The sequence below is a fragment of the Pseudonocardia sp. MH-G8 genome (assembly GCF_002262885.1).
Classification (GTDB): Bacteria; Actinomycetota; Actinomycetes; order Mycobacteriales; family Pseudonocardiaceae; genus Pseudonocardia.
In genome coordinates this window covers 103084-119879 of record NZ_NKYF01000008.1, presented here as the reverse complement: position 1 = coordinate 119879, position 16796 = coordinate 103084, and the positions used below count along the sequence as shown (strand labels likewise).

General features: G+C 71.3%; 15 protein-coding genes and 1 tRNA gene. 6 read left to right on the top strand and 10 right to left on the bottom strand.

Annotated features, from left to right (window positions below; translation table 11 throughout):
• Nucleotides 1-254: 254 nt before the first annotated feature.
• Nucleotides 255-336, bottom strand: a tRNA-Tyr gene (locus tag CFP66_RS20070).
• A gap of 82 nt (nucleotides 337-418) precedes the next feature.
• Here CFP66_RS20070 and CFP66_RS20065 point away from each other — a divergent pair.
• Complete coding sequence (locus tag CFP66_RS20065; protein WP_094926531.1) at nucleotides 419-910, top strand: YajQ family cyclic di-GMP-binding protein; 492 nt, start codon at nucleotides 419-421, stop codon at nucleotides 908-910.
• A gap of 89 nt (nucleotides 911-999) precedes the next feature.
• Here CFP66_RS20065 and map read toward each other — a convergent pair whose 3' ends face one another.
• Nucleotides 1000-1803 carry a type I methionyl aminopeptidase gene (map, locus tag CFP66_RS20060; protein WP_094926528.1) on the bottom strand — a complete coding sequence of 268 codons (804 nt, stop codon included), beginning with the start codon at nucleotides 1801-1803 and terminating at the stop codon, nucleotides 1000-1002.
• 235 nt (nucleotides 1804-2038) lie between these two features.
• Between map and CFP66_RS20055 the strand changes: the two genes are divergently transcribed.
• Together CFP66_RS20055 and bla are read left to right on the top strand one after the other, a co-directional pair.
• Nucleotides 2039-2746, top strand: a complete 708-nt coding sequence (locus CFP66_RS20055) for a VOC family protein (RefSeq protein ID WP_094926526.1) — start codon at nucleotides 2039-2041, stop codon at nucleotides 2744-2746.
• A gap of 63 nt (nucleotides 2747-2809) precedes the next feature.
• Nucleotides 2810-3670 (top strand): class A beta-lactamase, encoded by an 861-nt coding sequence (bla, locus tag CFP66_RS20050; protein WP_094926524.1) that lies wholly within the window; start codon nucleotides 2810-2812, stop codon nucleotides 3668-3670.
• Nucleotides 3671-3688: 18 nt separating this feature from the next.
• On the opposite strand, the gene CFP66_RS20045 is transcribed toward bla, so the two are convergent.
• The gene (locus CFP66_RS20045) at nucleotides 3689-4534 is read right to left on the bottom strand and encodes an AraC family transcriptional regulator (RefSeq protein ID WP_143517313.1); all 846 of its coding nucleotides are present in this window, start codon (nucleotides 4532-4534) and stop codon (nucleotides 3689-3691) included.
• A 32-nt stretch (nucleotides 4535-4566) separates the two neighbouring features.
• A complete protein-coding gene (htpX, locus tag CFP66_RS20040) occupies nucleotides 4567-5430 on the bottom strand; it encodes a zinc metalloprotease HtpX (protein WP_094926520.1) in 864 nt (287 codons plus the stop codon).
• A 114-nt stretch (nucleotides 5431-5544) separates the two neighbouring features.
• On the opposite strand from htpX, the gene CFP66_RS20035 reads away from it, so the two are divergent.
• The 3 genes from CFP66_RS20035 (at nucleotide 5545) to CFP66_RS20025 (ending at nucleotide 9401) form a co-directional block, all read left to right on the top strand.
• Nucleotides 5545-6300, top strand: coding sequence for an enoyl-CoA hydratase (locus CFP66_RS20035; RefSeq protein WP_094926518.1), 756 nt, complete (start codon nucleotides 5545-5547; stop codon nucleotides 6298-6300).
• Nucleotides 6301-6429: 129 nt separating this feature from the next.
• A complete protein-coding gene (locus CFP66_RS20030; protein WP_094926516.1) occupies nucleotides 6430-8331 on the top strand; it encodes a 2-oxoacid:acceptor oxidoreductase subunit alpha in 1902 nt (633 codons plus the stop codon).
• Complete coding sequence (locus tag CFP66_RS20025) at nucleotides 8328-9401, top strand: 2-oxoacid:ferredoxin oxidoreductase subunit beta (RefSeq protein ID WP_094926514.1); 1074 nt, start codon at nucleotides 8328-8330, stop codon at nucleotides 9399-9401. The genes CFP66_RS20030 and CFP66_RS20025 overlap by 4 nt, the downstream gene beginning before the upstream one ends.
• Before the next feature lie 84 nt (nucleotides 9402-9485).
• Here the strand turns inward: CFP66_RS20025 and CFP66_RS20020 are convergent, their stop codons facing one another.
• From CFP66_RS20020 to nuoL, 6 genes are all read right to left on the bottom strand, one after another.
• On the bottom strand, nucleotides 9486-9869 hold the full coding sequence (locus CFP66_RS20020) for a hypothetical protein (RefSeq protein WP_143517312.1): 384 nt from the start codon (nucleotides 9867-9869) through the stop codon (nucleotides 9486-9488).
• 10 nt (nucleotides 9870-9879) lie between these two features.
• Nucleotides 9880-10455, bottom strand: coding sequence for an OmpA family protein (locus CFP66_RS20015; protein WP_094926509.1), 576 nt, complete (start codon nucleotides 10453-10455; stop codon nucleotides 9880-9882).
• 75 nt (nucleotides 10456-10530) lie between these two features.
• A complete protein-coding gene (locus CFP66_RS20010) occupies nucleotides 10531-11532 on the bottom strand; it encodes a polyprenyl synthetase family protein (RefSeq protein WP_094926505.1) in 1002 nt (333 codons plus the stop codon).
• A 22-nt stretch (nucleotides 11533-11554) separates the two neighbouring features.
• Entirely contained in the window at nucleotides 11555-13147 is a 1593-nt protein-coding gene (nuoN, locus tag CFP66_RS20005; RefSeq protein ID WP_094926502.1) for an NADH-quinone oxidoreductase subunit NuoN, read from the bottom strand.
• A complete protein-coding gene (locus CFP66_RS20000) occupies nucleotides 13144-14781 on the bottom strand; it encodes an NADH-quinone oxidoreductase subunit M (protein ID WP_094926500.1) in 1638 nt (545 codons plus the stop codon). The genes nuoN and CFP66_RS20000 overlap by 4 nt, the downstream gene beginning before the upstream one ends.
• Nucleotides 14778-16715 carry an NADH-quinone oxidoreductase subunit L gene (gene nuoL, locus CFP66_RS19995; RefSeq protein ID WP_094926832.1) on the bottom strand — a complete coding sequence of 646 codons (1938 nt, stop codon included), beginning with the start codon at nucleotides 16713-16715 and terminating at the stop codon, nucleotides 14778-14780. The genes CFP66_RS20000 and nuoL overlap by 4 nt, the downstream gene beginning before the upstream one ends.
• Nucleotides 16716-16796: the final 81 nt, after the last annotated feature.

Sequence of the window (16796 nt, the reverse complement as noted above, 5' to 3'; positions counted from 1 at the left end):
GATCCGACGCGCGTCGCGGAGTGGGCGGGCCACAGCGTGAACGTCCTGCTACGCGTGTACGCCAAGTGCATCGCCGGCCAGGACGATGCCGTGCGCCGTCGGGTAGAGGCAGCGCTCCGTGCGGGGGCGTGAAGATCGGTCCGTGAATGGTCCGTGGACAGCCGCGACGGGCCGGACACCGTCGGACACGGCCGGACAGACGAGAACGACCCCTGACCCGCGTCTCCGCTGGTCAGGGGCCGTTACCCCGGGTGTGGCAGGTGAAGGATTCGAACCTTCGTAGGCTAAGCCGACGGATTTACAGTCCGCTCCCTTTGGCCACTCGGGCAACCTGCCGGGGTGCGCCGTGGCGCGGGAACGAGGATACGACAGCGACCGAGCGGGCCCCGAGGGGGCCCGGTCGACGAGGAGGCACACGGTGGCAGACCCGTCGTTCGACGTGGTGAGCAAGGTCGACCGGCAGGAGGTCGACAACGCCCTCAACCAGGCCGCGAAGGAGCTCTCCCAGCGGTTCGACTTCCGCGGCACCGGCACTTCGATCGCCTGGGCCGGCGAGGAGGCCGTGACGATCGAGTCCGAGACCGAGGAGCGGGCACTGGCCGCGGTCGAGGTGTTCAAGGAGAAGCTGATCAAGCGCAACATCTCGCTGAAGGCGTTCGAGGTCGGCGAGCCCGCCGTCTCGGGCAAGACCTACAAGGTCAGCGGCAAGATCCTGCAGGGCATCGAGCAGGACAAGGCCAAGGAGATCAGCAAGGCCATCCGGGACGAGAAGCTCAAGGGCGTCCAGGCGCAGATCCAGGGCGACCAGCTGCGGGTCTCGGGGAAGAAGAAGGACGACCTGCAGGCCGTGATCGCGCTGCTGAAGGGCAGGGACTTCGGCGTCGCGCTGCAGTTCACCAATTATCGGTAGGCGTCGACGGGCGTCGCAGGTGTTGCGCGTGGGGTGCTGATCGTCCAGCAACCATCCCGCCCCGGAGGCCGCACTTTCCAGCTCGACGATCAGCAACGCCTGAACGCGGCAGGACCGGGGTGCTCCGATTCACGCCTCGTGAGGACCAGAGGGCCGTCCTCGGTGATGGCCACCGTGTGCTCGGAGTGGGCCGTGCGCGAGCCGTCGGCCGACCGGATCGTCCAGCCGTCGGCGTCGTAGACGATCCGGTCGGTGGTGCGGGCGAACCAGGGTTCGAGCGCGAGGGTCAGGCCCGGTCGGAGCGTGAGTCCGCGGCCTGCCCGGCCCCTGTTCGAGACGTGGGGGTCCTCGTGCATGGTGCGCCCGAGGCCGTGGCCGCCGAACTCGTTGTTGACCGGGTAGCCGTGGTCGCGGGCCACCGCCCAGATCGCCGCCGAGATGTCACCCAGGCGGCTGCCCGGCTGCGCCACCTGGATCGCCGCCTCCAGCGCCTCCTCGGTGGCGCGGACGATCCGCAGGTCCTCCTCGGCAGCAGTGCCGACGACCACCGTGTGCGCCGAGTCGGCCACCCAGCCGTCGATGCTGACGGCGAGGTCCGCGGTGAGCACGTCGCCGTCGCGCAGCGTGTAGTCGTGGGGCAAACCGTGCAGGACGGCGTCGTTCACCGCCAGGCAGATGACGTTGCGGAACGGGCCCTTCCCGAAGGACGGCGCGTAGTCCCAGTAGCACGACTGCGCCCCGCGCCGTTCGATCATGCCGCGCACGTGGTGCTCCAGGTCGAGGAGATTGACGCCCACGTCAGCGAGCCGGCTGACCTCGGAGAGCACCTCGGCGACGAAGCGCCCGGTCACGTGCATGCGCTCGATCTCCGCACGCGTCTTCAGTTCGATCACGAGTACCTCACGTCACCAGAAGCGGTATAGTTATACCGAACGTAGCACGGACGCTGTCACGCCGACCGGACGCGGTCCGCGTGGTGGCGCAGGGCAACGAACGGCACTTTCGTCGCTACCTAGTCGACGAAAGTGCCGTTCGTCCGGCGGCCATTCCCACGCACAACGCCGCGCGGCGAGCGTGTGCCTCCGCGCGAGGGTTGCACGGACGAACCGGGCGCCCCAAGGTGTTCCCGTGCGGCTGGAGAACATCGTGTGGGACGCCCGTGACCCTCGTTCGCTCGGCCGGTTCTGGGCCGGTGCGCTCGACGCCCGGCCGATCACCGACGAGAACGACGGCTTCGAGGCGCGGTTGACGCTCTCCGGCGACGCCTTCCTCGACCTGTGCTTCCAGCGGGTCGCCGACCCGTCCTCGTCGCCGGCACGCCTGCATCCCGACCTGCGAGGCGGTGCGGACCAGCGCGAGGTGGTCGAGCGCCTGCTGGGCCTGGGCGCCGCGTACGCCGACGTCGGCCAGGGTGACGTGCCCTGGGTGGTGCTCGCCGACCTCGAAGGCAACGCGTTCTGCGTGATGGAGGAGCGCGAGGTCTACCGCGACACCGGACCGATCGCGGCGCTGCCCCTGGACAGCGCGGATCCCGGCCGGGACGCGCGCTTCTGGGCCGAGATCACCGGCTGGGTGCCGGGACGCGGGATGCCCGGAGCGGCGACGCTGCGGCACCCGTCCGGGGCCGGGCCGTTGCTCGAACTGTGCCCCGAGCCCGAGCCGAAGTTGGGGAAGAACGGGCTGCACCTCGACGTGCGCCGCGAAGCCGGCGAGGGCGACCCCACCGAGCGTCTCGTCGCGCTGGGCGCGCGCAGGATCAGCGAGCCCGGCGAGTACCCCTGGCTCCAGTTCGTGGATCCTTCCGGCAACGAGTTCTGCGTGCTCCCCGCGCCGTAGCGGGCGGCACGCCGCGGGGGGAGCACGGTGGGACGCACGATCGGACGCCGCGCGCTACTGGGTATGGCGGCGCTCCTGCCGCTGTCGGGTTGCGCGAACGCCACGGCCCCGGCTCCCCTGCCGCCCCCGCCCGCCGCTGCGCCACCGGATCTCGGGCCCCTCACCGAGCTGGAGCGGAAGTTCGACGCGCGGCTGGGCGTGTACGCCCTCGACACCGGCAGTGGTGCTGCCATCGCGCACCGGGCGGACGAGCGCTTCGCGTTCTGCTCGACGTTCAAGGGGCTCGCCGCGGCCGCCGTGCTGCACCGCAACCCGCTCTCGCACCTCGACACCGCGGTGACCTACGGCGAGGGTGACCTGTTGAAGAGCGCGGTCGTCACCCGGGAGAACGTGGCCACGGGGATGACGATCGGGCAGCTGTGCGACGCAGCGGTCCGCTACAGCGACGGCACCGCCGGGAACCTCCTGCTCCGCGACCTCGGCGGTCCGGCCGAGCTCACCGCATACACACGCGGCCTCGGCGACACGGTCACCCGCATGGACCGGGTGGAGCCCCACATCGTGGAGGCCACGCCCGGCGATCCCCGCGACACGAGCTCTCCGCGGGCGTTGGGCACGGACTACCAGCGGATCGTCCTGGACGACACCCTCCCGGCCGAGAAGCGCGAATACCTGAGCGATCTGCTGGTGCGCAACACCACCGGCGCCGACCGCATCCGCGCCGCCGTTCCGCAGGGCTGGACGGTGGCCGACAAGACCGGCACGGGCGACTACGGCACGCTCAACGACATCGCGGTCGTGTGGCCCCCGGACCGCGCACCGCTCGTCGTCGCCGTCATGTCCAGCAAGGCGCTCCCGGACGCGGAGTACGACGAGGCGGTGATCGCCGAGGCGGCCGCGTTCGTCCTGGCCACCCTGACGTGAGCCGGGTCGGCGGTCCGGTCACGTGCTGATCGGCGCCTCCCTCCGGCGGCAGGCGTGGGCGTAGGCGACGGGTGTCATGCCGATCGCCGCGGTGAAGTCGCGGATGAAATGGCTCTGGTCGAAGTAGCCGAGCTCGGCCGCCACCTCCGCCCACGGGCGGTGCTGCTCGCGGGCGAGCACGGCGGCTGCCTCGTGCAGCCGGTAGCGACGCAGCACCCACTTCGGGCTGACCCCGACGTAGCGCTGGAACAGCCGCTGCAGCGTGCGCGGCGCGATGCCGAACATCTCGGTGACGTCCTCGACCCGCGCGATCGTGCGGTCGTGCAGCAGCGCGGCGACGATCCGCTGGACGAACGCCACCTGCGGGTCGGGCGGCGGCCACCGCTCCCGCAGGAACGCCTCGACGAGCGCGACGCGGTGGTCGAGGCCCGCGGGCGTCATCTGCTCGGCGAGCGCCGCGGCGGGCGGGCCCCACAGCTGCTCGGCGGGCAGCACGGCGCCGGTGATGTCGGACAGCGGCCTGCCGAGGAAGGGCAGGAACCCGCCGGGACGGAACTTGATCCCGAACACCCCGCCCACGCCGCGGTAGGCGTAGGTGAACCGGTCGCGCCCGATCCCGGACACGGTGAGCCGGCCACGGTCCAGCACCACGTTGACGCAGGGGTGCGGCAACAGCGTGATCGAGGCCTCGCGCCCGGGCGGCAGCTCCCACGAGACGACCCAGTAGCGCTCCACGAGGCCGGCGAGTTCGGCCGCCGGCGGATACCGGTCGAGCGTGAACCGCTCGACGGGCTCACCGAACGCCGCGCGCACGCCGAGCACGCCGTACTCGCTGGTGGTGGCGATTCCCGGTTCCGTCGGCACGCCACCAAGGATGCCGCGCGGGTCCGACGGTTTCACCGCCGGCGCAGGTGCATCTCCTCCAGCCGCCGGATGCGCTCACCCAACGGGGGGTGCGTGGAGAACAGGCGGCTCAGGTGCTCGCCGGCACGGAAGGGGCTGGCGATCATCAAGTGCGACTGCGACACGAGCTGCGGGTCGGGCGGCAGCGGTGCGAGCTGCGTGCCGCGTTCCAGCTTGCGCAGGGCCGAGGCGAGCGCGAGCGGGTCACCGGTGAGCGCAGCGCCGCTCGCGTCGGCCTGGAACTCCCGCGACCGGCTCACCGACATCTGGACGACGCCGGCCGCGACCGGCCCCAGCAGGGCGATCAGCAGCATGGCCAGCGGGTTGGGTCGCTCCTCGTCGCCGCCACCGAACAGCCCGGCGAACATCGCGATGTTGGCCAGGAAGCTGACCATCGACGCGAGGGCGCCGGCGACGGAGGAGATCAGGATGTCGCGGTTGTAGACGTGGGACAGCTCGTGGCCGAGCACCGCGCGCAGCTCCCGCTCGTCGAGCATCTGCAGCAGGCCGGTGGTGGCGCAGACCGCCGCGTGCCGCGGGCTGCGACCGGTGGCGAACGCGTTGGGCGCCGCGGTGGGGCTGACGTAGAGGCGCGGCATCGGCTGGCGCGCCGTCCGGGAGAGCTCGCGCACGATGCGGTACATCACGGGATGCTCGGCCTCGGTGATGGGACGGGCGTGCATCGCCCGCAGCGCCAGCTTGTCGGAGTTGAAGTACGCGTACCCGTTGACGCCCAGCGCCACCAGCAGTGCGATCACCAGACCGCCACGACCGAACAGCGAGCCGACGAGCAGCACGAGAGCGCTCAGACCACCCAGCAGCAGCGCCGTCTTCAGCCCGTTCATCGACTTGTGCACGTCGGGTCCTTCCTCCCCCGAACGCTTCAACGAGCAACCACTCTGTCGTGTTCCGGGCGCGGCGCGGGCCGGTCGCGGCGCGGGCCGGGCGTGGGCCGGTGCAGGATGCCTGCCATGGTCACCGACGTCCGCACCGAGATCACCGACCGCGTCGCCGTGCTCACCCTGTCGAACCCCGAGCGGCGCAACGCGATGAACCTCGAGCTGTCCGCGAAGCTCGTCGACGCTCTGCGCAGCGCGGCGGCCGACGACGCCGTGGGCGCGGTCGTCATCACCGGCGAGGACCCCGCCTTCTGCGCGGGCGGCGACCTCTCCGAGCTCGCCACGGCCGACCCGGAGACGCTGCGCACGGTCTACAGCGGGTTCCTCGCCGTCGCCGACTTCCCGCTGCCCACGATCGCGGCCGTCAACGGTGCGGCCGTCGGCGCAGGCCTGAACCTCGCGCTCGCTTGCGACCTGCGCCTCGCCGGGCCTCGGGCCCGGTTCGACGCCCGGTTCCTCCCGCTCGGCCTGCACCCCGGCGGCGGCTACACCTGGATGGCGCACCGGGTGCTGGGAGCGCAGGGGGCCGCCGCGCTGACGCTGTTCGGGGAGGTCGTGGACGCCGCCGAGGCGGAGCGGATCGGGCTGGTGCACCGCGTCACCGAGGACGTGGTGACCGCCGCCGTCGAGCTCGCCGGCCGGGCCGCGGCCGCGCCGCGCAACCTCGTACGCACCACGAAGGCCACGTTGCGGCTGACCGCGGGGATGGCGACCCAGGCCGAAGCCGTGGAGGTGGAGGTGCGCGCCCAGGCCGAGTCGGTGCGCTCGCCCGAGTTCGCCGAACGTCTCGCCGAACTGCAGTCGAGGATCAGCGGGTCCGGCCGTTGACGGCGGGTTGCAGGAAGACGAAGGGCGCGGTGTGACGTGGACCGGGGTAGAACGACACCCGGGCTTAGCGCGAGCTAACCTCGAAGAGAGATCCGTGGCACGCCCCGTCGACCCGAGGACCGACCTCGAATGACTTCTGACACCGCCGTCGACCAGGTTCCGACATCGTCCGACGGCGGACGCGAGGTGCAGCAGCGCGACCGCGTCGTCATCCGGTTCGCCGGCGACTCCGGCGACGGCATGCAGCTCACCGGTGACCGGTTCACCTCCGAGACCGCGGCGTTCGGCAACGACCTGTCGACGCTGCCCAACTTCCCCGCCGAGATCCGGGCGCCTGCCGGCACCCTTCCCGGCGTGTCGTCGTTCCAACTGCACTTCGCGAACTACGACATCCTCACCCCGGGCGACCGCCCCGACGTGCTGGTGGCGATGAACCCGGCCGCACTCAAGGCCAACATCGCCGACCTGCCCGCCGGCGGCATCCTGATCATCAACACCGACGAGTTCACGAAGCGGAACCTCACGAAGGTCGGCTACGAGGCCAACCCGCTCGAGGACGACTCGCTCGACCAGTACTCGGTGTTCCCGGTCGCGATGGCCACGCTCACGCGCGGGGCGCTGGAGGAGACCGGGCTGTCGAAGAAGGACGCGGAGCGGGCGAAGAACATGTTCGCCCTCGGCCTGCTGTCCTGGATGTACCACCGGCCGCACGAGGGCACCGAGCGGTTCCTGCGGGAGAAGTTCGCGCGCCGCCCCGACCTGGCCGAGGCCAACATCCTGGCCTACAAGGCGGGCCACGCCTACGGCGAGACCACCGAAGCCTTCGCGGTCACCTACGAGGTGGCGCCGGCCAAGCTCGACGTCGGCACCTACCGCCAGATCACCGGCAACACCGCGCTCGCCTACGGGATCGTCACGGCCGGGCAGGTCACCGGCCTGCCGGTGTTCCTCGGCTCGTACCCGATCACGCCGGCGTCGGACATCCTGCACGAGCTGTCCAAGCACAAGTCGTTCGGCGTCACCACGTTCCAGGCCGAGGACGAGATCGCCGGCGTCGGCGCGGCGCTGGGCGCGGCGTTCGGCGGCGCGCTGGGCGTCACCACCACGTCGGGACCGGGCATCTCGCTGAAGTCGGAGACCATCGGCCTCGCGGTGGCGCTGGAGCTTCCGCTGCTGGTGGTGGACGTGCAGCGCGGCGGGCCCTCCACCGGGCTGCCCACCAAGACCGAGCAGGCCGACCTGCTGCAGGCGATGTTCGGCCGCAACGGCGAGGCGCCGCTGCCGCTGATCGCGCCGCGCTCGCCGGGCGACTGCTTCCAGGCCGCGCTGGAGGCCGTGCAGATGGCGGTCACCTACCGCACGCCGGTGATCCTGCTGTCCGACGGTTCGCTGGCCAACGGGTCGGAGCCGTGGAAGGTGCCGGACGCCTCGACGCTGCCGACGGTCGACCCGGGCTTCGCCACAGAACCCAACGCGCCCGACGGCTCCGACGAGTTCTGGCCGTACCTGCGCGACGACGACACGCTCGCCCGCCCGTGGGCCGTGCCCGGCACGCCCGGGCTCGAGCACCGCATCGGAGGCCTGGAGAAGGCCGACGGCCGCGGCGCGATCTCCTACGACCCGGACAACCACGACCGCATGGTCCGGCTGCGCGCCGCCAAGATCGATGGCATCCCGGTGCCGGACCTCGAGGTGGACGACCCGGACGGCGACGCCGAGCTCCTCGTCCTGGGGTGGGGCTCCACGTACGGCCCGATCGGCGCCGGCGCCCGCCGCGTCCGCGCGCTGGGACACAGCGTGGCGCAGGCACACCTGCGGCACCTCAACCCGATGCCCGCCAACCTCGGCGAGGTACTCGCCCGCTACCGCACCGTGCTGGTGCCCGAGATGAACCTCGGGCAGCTGTCGTTGCTGCTGCGGGCCCGCTACCTCGTCGACGTCAAGAGCTACACCAAGGTCTCCGGCCTGCCGTTCAAGGCCGAAGAGCTGCAGGACCTGTTCCTGGACTACCTCAACGGGGTGCGAGCATGACCGCGATCGACCTCGGGCTGCCCCAGCTGGGCGGCCTCGACGGGGTTCCGACCACCGAAGCCAAGCAGACCGCCAAGGACTTCACCTCCGACCAGGAGGTGCGTTGGTGCCCCGGCTGCGGTGACTACGCCGTGCTGGCCGCCGTGCGCCAGTTCCTCCCCACCCTGGGGATCAAGCGTGAGAACACCGTGTTCGTCTCGGGCATCGGGTGCAGCTCGCGGTTCCCGTACTACCTCAACACCTACGGCATGCACTCGATCCACGGGCGCGCCCCGGCGATCGCCACCGGCCTGGCCGTCACCCGGCCGGACCTGTCGGTGTGGGTCGTCACGGGCGACGGCGACGCCCTCTCGATCGGCGGCAACCACCTGATCCACGCCCTGCGCCGCAACGTCAACCTCAAGATCCTGCTGTTCAACAACCGGATCTACGGGCTGACCAAGGGCCAGTACTCGCCCACCAGCGAGCAGGGCAAGGTCACCAAGTCCACGCCGATGGGCTCGGTCGACCATCCGTTCAACCCCATCTCGCTGGCGCTGGGCGCCGAGGCCTCCTTCATCGGCCGGGCGCTGGACTCCGACCGCAAGGGCCTCACCGCGGTCCTCGGCGCGGCCGCCGCCCACCGCGGCAGCGCACTCGTGGAGATCTTCCAGGACTGCCCGATCTTCAACGACGGCAGCTTCGACGTCCTGCGCAAGGGCGAGGACGCCGCCGAGCGCGTGATCCCGGTGCACCACGGCGAGCCGATCCGCTTCGGCCCGGAGGCCGAGGACGGGCTGGGCAGCTACGCCGTCGTGCGCGAGGGCTTCGGGCTCACCGTGGCGAAGGTCGACGAGGTCGACGCCGACCAGATCGTGGTGCACGACGCCACCGACCTGAACCTGTCGTTCGCCCTCTCCCGCCTGTCCGACCAGGACCTCAACCACACCGTCACCGGCATCTTCCGCAACACCGACCGCGTCACCTACGACGACGCGACCCGCGCCCAGGTGGCCGAGGCCACCGCCACGGGCACGGCGGACCTGCAGGCGATGCTGAACGGCCGCGACACCTGGACGATCGCGGGCTGATCCCGAGCCACTCCGCACACCGGGTGGTCACTTCGCATAGGGCGGGCCTTGTGCGAAGTGACCACTGGATGTGCGGAGTGCGGCTCAGCGGCCGTTGTCGGGGGGCGGCGCGTCTGCGGGGCCTGGCTGTCTCGGGATCTCCGCTGCCGACCGCTTCGCGTCTCCGATGCCCCATCGGTCCAGGGCGCCTGCCGCGGCCGAGCCCGTGTGGCGGCGCCGGACGTCGTCGCGGTGCGTGTCCAGGTTGGCCAGGGCCGGCTCCACAGGGGACGGCGGCGCGGCCGGCGGGGTGGCCGCAGCGTGCTTCGCCACGGGTTCGGGGGCCCAGCGCGCCATCGGCGTGACCGGCGGGGGCGGTACCGGCGGCGGGCGGCGCGGCGTCCGGACGAACAGGAGCCACGTCACGCCCGACCCCGCGACGAACGAGACCGCGCACAGGACCCAGACCTGCCCGAACACTGCGCCCACGCTGTTCCCCCTACCGGATGCTGATCTCGACGCGACGGCTTCGCGCCACGGTGTCGAGCGGCCGCTCGGCGGCGTGGCCCCGGGTCGCGATCCGGTCGCCCGCCACGCCGGCCGCCTCCAGCGCACCGGCGACGACGTCCGCCCGCCGCTCGGAGAGCAGCCGCGCGGTCTCCAGCCCGCCCGGGGTGTCCGCGGCGTGGCCCTCGACCAGCACGGGCGCATCCGGGAGCGCGGAGAGCAGCCGGGCCACCTCCTGCACGGCCACGGTCGCCGGCTCGGTGAGCTCCGCCGAGTCGGCGGCGAACGGGATCGGGCGGTCGGCGAGCGCTGCGGCGATCCGCGTGTGCTCGGCGGCGGGGCCGTGGTCGGCAGGGGTGGGCCGGGCTCCGGGCGCGGCCGCCACGGTGGTCAGGCCTGCGACCGCACCACCGTCCGCACCGGGAGCGGCCGCGTGGCGCGACGGACCGGCGACGGGCGAGCCGTCGACCACGAGGACACCGACAGCTGCCAGCGCGGCGGGCACGGCTAGCAGGGCGACGCCCCACCACACCCAACGCCCGACGGGCCGAGCACCACGCACGGCCACGGCGCCCCCAGTGTGCTGTTCCGGACGCGCCTACGGTGCCACGGGCGCGGCCCGCTCACCAGTGGAGCCGGGTTCTCAGCCGGTGCGGTCGACCACGTAACTCGTGAGCGACGACAGGGCATCCGTGGCCGGGCAGGCCGGCAGCTTGCCCAGCTCGGACCGCGCGTCCGCGGCCTGGCCTGCGAGGACGTCGCGCGCCCTGGCCAGACCCTCGCCGCGGCGCAGGAGATCCAGCGCCTCGTCGACCTCGGCGTCGTCGGTGATGGGCTGCGCCAGCAGGACGCGCAGGCGGTCGGCGCCGGCGCCGCTCTCCTGCAGCGCGTAGAGCATCGGCAGGGTGAGCACGCCCTCGCGCAGATCGGTGCCCGGCGTCTTGCCCGAGCTGTCCGACGGTGAGGCGATGTCGATGATGTCGTCGGAGATCTGGAACGCGGTGCCGATGGTGGCGCCGAAGCAGCGCAACGCCTCCACGTGCTCCGGCGGGCAGCCGGAGAACATCCCCCCGTAGCGGCCGGAGGTGGCGATCAACGACCCCGTCTTCTCGGCGATGACGGTGAGGTAGTGCTGCACCGGGTCCTCGTCGGTGCGAGGGCCGCGGGTCTCGCGCATCTGGCCGGTGACCAGCGCGGCGAACGTCTCGGCGATGATCCGCACGGCATCCGGGCCGAGGTCGGCCACGAGCCGGGAGGCGTGGGCGAACAGGAAGTCGCCGGTGAGGATGGCGACGCTGTTGTCCCAGCGCGAGTTGGCGCTCTCCGCTCCCCGGCGCATCGTGGCCGAGTCCATGACGTCGTCGTGGTAGAGCGTGGCCAGGTGGATCATCTCGACGACCGCCGCCGCCGTGAACACGGCGTCGTCCTCTGGCCGCGGCCCGATCTGGGCCGCGAGCAGCGTGAACAGCGGCCGGAACCGCTTGCCCCCGGCTTCGATCAGGTGCAGCGACGTCTCCGTGACGAACTGGTAGTCGCTGTACACCTCCCGGTGCAGCAGGTCCTCCACGCGGGAGAGCCCCGCCTCCGTGGCAGAGGCGAGCCCAGGGTCTCCGAGCTCGACGCCCGCAATTGCGTTCGCGTTCACGTCCCCCAGCTTTTCACGCTCTTCAGCCGACGAATCCGCCGCCACCGGCCCAGTCCAGGGCCAGCGTCGGCACGATCCCGAGCAACAGGGTGACGATGACGCCGAGCGTGATCGCCGCGGTGGTGAACGCGCCCGGCACCGAGACGGTGGGGCCGTCGGCCGCCGGCTCGCTGAAGTACATCAGCACGATCACCCGGATGTAGAAGAACGCCGCCACCGCGCTCGCGATCAGCGCGATCACCACCAGCGGCGCCATGCCGTCGCCCAGTGCCGCGGAGAACACGGCGAACTTCGCCGTGAACCCGCTGGTCAGCGGGATACCGGCGAGGGCGAGCAGCAAGAAGGTCATCACGCCGGCCACGACCGGCGAACGCTTGGCGAGCCCGGCCCATTGCGAGAGGTGGGTGGCCTCGCCGTCCGCGTCGCGGACGAGGCTGATCACGCCGAACACGGCGAGCGTCGTGAAGCCGTAGGCCAGCAGGTAGAACAGCGTGCCCGACACGCCCTGCTCGGTGACCGCGATCGCGCCGAGCAGCAGGAAGCCCGCGTGGGCCACGGAGGAGTACGCGACCATGCGCTTGATGTCGGTCTGGGTGAGACCGATCACAGCGCCGATCGCCATGGAGACGATCGCGATGGCCCACAGCACGCCACGCCACTCCCAGCGCATGTCACCGAAGGCGACGTGCAGGACCCGCAGGATCCCGCCGAACGCGGCCACCTTGGTGCAGGACCCCATGAACGCGGTGACGGGTGTGGGCGCGCCCTGGTACACGTCCGGGGTCCAGGTGTGGAACGGGCCGACCGACCCCTTGAACATCAGGCCGATCACGAGCAGAGCGAGCCCGCCCAGCAGCAGCGCGTCGGATCGCACGGAACCCACGGCGGCTTCGGCGATCTCCGGGAACCGCACCGTGCCGGCGTAGCCGTAGATCAGCGCGAGCCCGTAGAGGAAGAACGCCGAGGCGAACGCGCCGAGCAGGAAGTACTTGACCGCCGCTTCCTGGGAGAGGAGCCGGCGCCTGCGGGCGAGACCGCACATCAGGTACAGCGGCAGCGACAGCACCTCGAGCGCGATGAACATCGTGAGCAGGTCGTTCGCCGCGACGAAGGTCATCATCCCGCCGAGCGCGAACAGCGTGAACGGGAAGACCTCGGTCTGCATGGTCGGCGCGAGGCCGGGCGTGCCGTAGGAGCGGTCCTCCGGCGGCTCGGTGAGGTCGCTGGTGCCACCTCCGACGGCGGCGCGCGAGGCCGCCGAGGCGAGGAAGGCCCCGCCCGGCTCGACGGAGCGGTCGGCGATCAGCAGCACGCTGGCCAGCCCGAGGGCGAGCAGCGTGCCCCACAGGAACAGCGTCGGCCGGTCGATCGCCAGCGACTCGGTCAGCGTGGTGACCGCTTGCGGCCCGCTGCCGGCGTACAGGCCCAGCGCGAGGCCTGCGCCACCGAGCGCGGCGATCGACAACGCCACCTGGGCAGGCCAGCGCTGGTGGCGCGGCAGGAATGCCTCGACGAGCACGGCGAGGCACGCCGCGCCGAGCACGATGATCAGCGGCGCGATCGCCGCGTAATCGATCGGGGGCACCGTGATGGCGCCTTGGGCGAGCGGGGTCACCGGGACATTCCTCCCACGGGGTCGGACAGGCCCACCTCGGTCAGGGTGGCCGTCACCGACGGGTTGATGACGTCGAGCACCGGCCCGGGGAAGAAGCCGAGCACGAGGATGAGCACGATCAGCGGCGTCAGCACGGCGATCTCACGGCCGGACAGGTCCGGGAACGCGCCCTTCTTCGCCGCGGCCTCCGGAGCGAGCATGGTGCCCGGACCCCCTGCACCGCGCGGAGCGCCAGCGGAGCGCGCATCAGCAGAGCCGAGCGCGCCGAGGACGGCCGCTCCGCGCACCGGGCCCTGCATCGTCTGCTGGTACACCCACAGCACGTACAGCGCCGCGAAGATGATCCCGACGGTGGCCAGGATCGTGAAGACCGGCTGCCGCGGGAACGAGCCCAGGAGCACCAGGAACTCGCTGACGAAAGAGTTGGTGCCCGGGAGCGCGAGCGAGGCGAGCCCTGCGAGCAGGAACGTGCCTGCGAGCAGCGGGGCGAGCTTGTGCACGCCTCCGTAGTCGCTGATGAGCCGGGAACCGCCGCGGGCGATCAGCATGCCGAGCACGATGAACAGCATCCCGGTGGTGATCCCGTGGTTGACCATGTAGAGCGTGGCCCCGGAGAACGCCTGGGTGGAGAACGCGAAGATGCCCAGCGCGATGAACCCGAAGTGGGCGATCGAGGTGTAGGTGACGAACCTCTTGAGGTCGCTCTGCGCCACGGCCAGGAGCGCCGCGTACAGGATCCCGATCACCGCGAGCGTGAGCACCAGCGGTGCGAGCCGCTGCGATGCCAGCGGGAACAGCGGCAGGCAGTAGCGCAGGAAGCCGAACGTGCCCACCTTGTCCAGCACGCCGACGAGCAGCACGCCCGCCCCGACCGGGGCCTCGGCACCGGCGTCGGGCAGCCAGGTGTGGAACGGCACGAGCGGCGCCTTGATCGCGAACGCCACGAAGAAGCCGAGGAACAGCCAGATCTGCGTGGACTCGGGCACCGACGCCGCCATCGCCTGCAGCTCGGTCCAGGTGAACGTGCCCTCGCCCAGCTGCTCCCCGCTCACCACGAACAGCCCGATCACCGAGGCCAGCATGATCAGCCCACCGAGGAGCGAGTACAGGAAGAACTTCACCGCCGCGTACTGCCGACGGGGCCCGCCGAAGCGCCCGATGAGGAAGTACATCGGGATCAGCATGGCCTCGAAGAACACGTAGAACAGGAACACGTCGGTGGCGGCGAACACGCCGACCAGCAGGCCCTGGGTGGCCAGCAGCAGCGCGAAGAACCCGGACACCGTGCGGCCCTCGGGGAGCTTCTCCTCCCACGAGAACGCCAGCACGATCGGCACCAGCACCGCGATCAGCGCCAGCATCACCAGGGCGATGCCGTCGATGCCGAGGGCGAAGCGGGTGCCGAAGGCCGGGATCCACGGCACGGACAGCTCGAGCTGGAACCGCGTGCCCTCGGCGGCGGCCGCCACCGAGTAGGAGAACCAGGTGATCGCGGTGAGCACGAGCGACGCGAGCGCGAACCCCATCGCGGTGAGCTTCGCGGTGCCCGGGCTGTTCTTCATGGGCGCCACGACGAGTGCGCCGACCAGCGGCAGCACCAGCAGGATCAACAGGAGCACGTTGCCTCCGGTCATGCGAACCGCACCGCCAAGAGCGCCGCGACGACGAGCACGCCGCCGCCGAGCATGGAGAGCGCGTAGGAGCGGACGAACCCGGTCTGCATCTTGCGCAGCCGGCCCGAGCTGCCGCCGAGCAGGGCCGCCGTGCCGTTGACCACGCCGTCGACCCCGCGGTTGTCGAAGTAGACCAGCGCCCGCGAGAGCCAGGTGCCGGGCCGCGCGATGAGCGCCTCGTTGATCGCGTTGGCGTACAGGTCGCGGCGGGCCGCGCGCACGGGCAGCGACACCGGCTCCGGCCGCTCCACCGGCGTGCGCCGGCGTCCGACGGTGAGCCAGGCGATCAGCACGCCGAGCGCCGAGACCCCGACGACCAGGTACGGCACGACCGAGTGCCCGAGGACGCCGCCGTGCGGCTCCTCCAGCTCACCCAGCGAGGGCGCGAGCCAGTCGACGAGCAGGTGCCCGTTGGACAGGACGAAGCCCGCCCCGACCGAGCCGAGCGCCAGCACGATCATCGGGATCGTCATCACGGCCGGCGACTCGTGCGGGTGGTAGTCGCGCCCGTCGGTGCTCTTCAGCTCCTCCCAGCGCTTCTCGCCGAAGAAGGTCATGAACATCAGCCGGGTCATGTAGAAGGCGGTGAGCCCGGCGGCCAGGGTGGCCGCACCTCCGAACACCCAGCCCTGCCAGCCCGGCTGTCCGAACGCCGCGGCGATGATCTCGTCCTTGGAGAAGTAGCCGGACAGGAACGGGAAGCCGATGAGCGCCAGGTAGCCCAGCCCGAACGTCACGAACGTGACCGGCATGTAGCGGTAGAGCCCGCCGAAGCGCCGCATGTCGACGTCGTCGTTCATCGCGTGCATCACCGACCCGGCGCCGAGGAACAGCCCGGCCTTGAAGAAGCCGTGGGTGAGCAGGTGGAAGATGCCGAGCGCGTAACCGGCCGGGCCGAGCCCGACGGCCAGGATCATGTAGCCGATCTGGCTCACCGTGGAGTACGCGAGCACCTTCTTGATGTCGTCGTAGGCGCAGCCGATGATCGCGCCGATCAGCAGCGTGATCACTCCGACGAGCGCCACGACGAGGCGCCCGGTCTCGGTGAGGTCGTAGATCGGGTGCGTTCTCGCGATCAGGTAGACGCCCGCGGTGACCATCGTGGCCGCGTGGATCAGCGCGGAGACCGGAGTGGGGCCCTCCATCGCGTCCGGCAGCCAGGACTGCAGCGGGAACTGGCCCGACTTGCCACAGGCGCCCAGCAGCAGCAGCACCGTGATCGCGATGATCGTGCCGCCGTCGACCTCGCCGATCCGGGCGAAGACCTCGCTGTACTGCAACGTGCCCAGGTTGGTCCAGAGCAGGAAGATCGCGATGGCCAGCCCGACGTCACCGACCCGGTTCATCAGGAACGCCTTCTTCGCCGCGGTGGCGGCGGACGGGCGGTCCTGGTAGTAGCCGATCAGCAGGTAGGACGCCAGGCCGACGCCCTCCCAGCCCAGGTAGAGCATCACGAAGTTGTTGCCGAGGACGAGCAGCAGCATCGCCGCGACGAACAGGTTCAGCTGCGCGAAGAAGCGCCGCCTGCCCGGGTCGTGGCTCATGTAGCCGATCGAGTAGAGGTGGATGAGGCCACCGACGCCCGTGATGAGCAGGACGAACGTCAACGACAGCGGGTCGAGCCGGAGGCCGAAGTCGACGCTGAGGTCACCGACGCCGATCCACTCGAACAGCGACAGCTCCCGGGTGCGCTCCTCGGGGGCGAGCCCCGCGGTCTCCAGGAAGATCAGCAGGCCGACGGCGAACGAGGCGACCACCGTGAGCAGGCCGAGCCAGTGGCCCCAGGAATCGGCGCGGCGGCCTGCGACGAACAGCACGAGCGCCCCGGCAGCGGGGAGCACGAACAGCAGCCAGGCCAGCGAGGCCGTACCAGCGGCGGTGCCGACGTGCGGCAACTCGGCGGCGAGTGCACCGACGACCGATGTCGGAGTCACCGGGTCACCTCGGGTCGCCGGCTATGGCGGGGGCTGAGCACG

Bases quoted from the DNA above. Each gene is read 5' to 3' on its own strand.
- bla (WP_094926524.1), top strand. From the start codon at position 2,810: ATGGCGGCGCTCCTGCCGCTGTCGGGTTGCGCGAACGCCACGGCCCCG.
- CFP66_RS20035 (WP_094926518.1), top strand. From the start codon at position 5,545: ATGGTCACCGACGTCCGCACCGAGATCACCGACCGCGTCGCCGTGCTC.
- CFP66_RS20030 (WP_094926516.1), top strand. From the start codon at position 6,430: ATGACTTCTGACACCGCCGTCGACCAGGTTCCGACATCGTCCGACGGC.
- CFP66_RS20025 (WP_094926514.1), top strand. From the start codon at position 8,328: ATGACCGCGATCGACCTCGGGCTGCCCCAGCTGGGCGGCCTCGACGGG.
- CFP66_RS20000 (WP_094926500.1), bottom strand. From the start codon at position 14,781: ATGACCGGAGGCAACGTGCTCCTGTTGATCCTGCTGGTGCTGCCGCTG.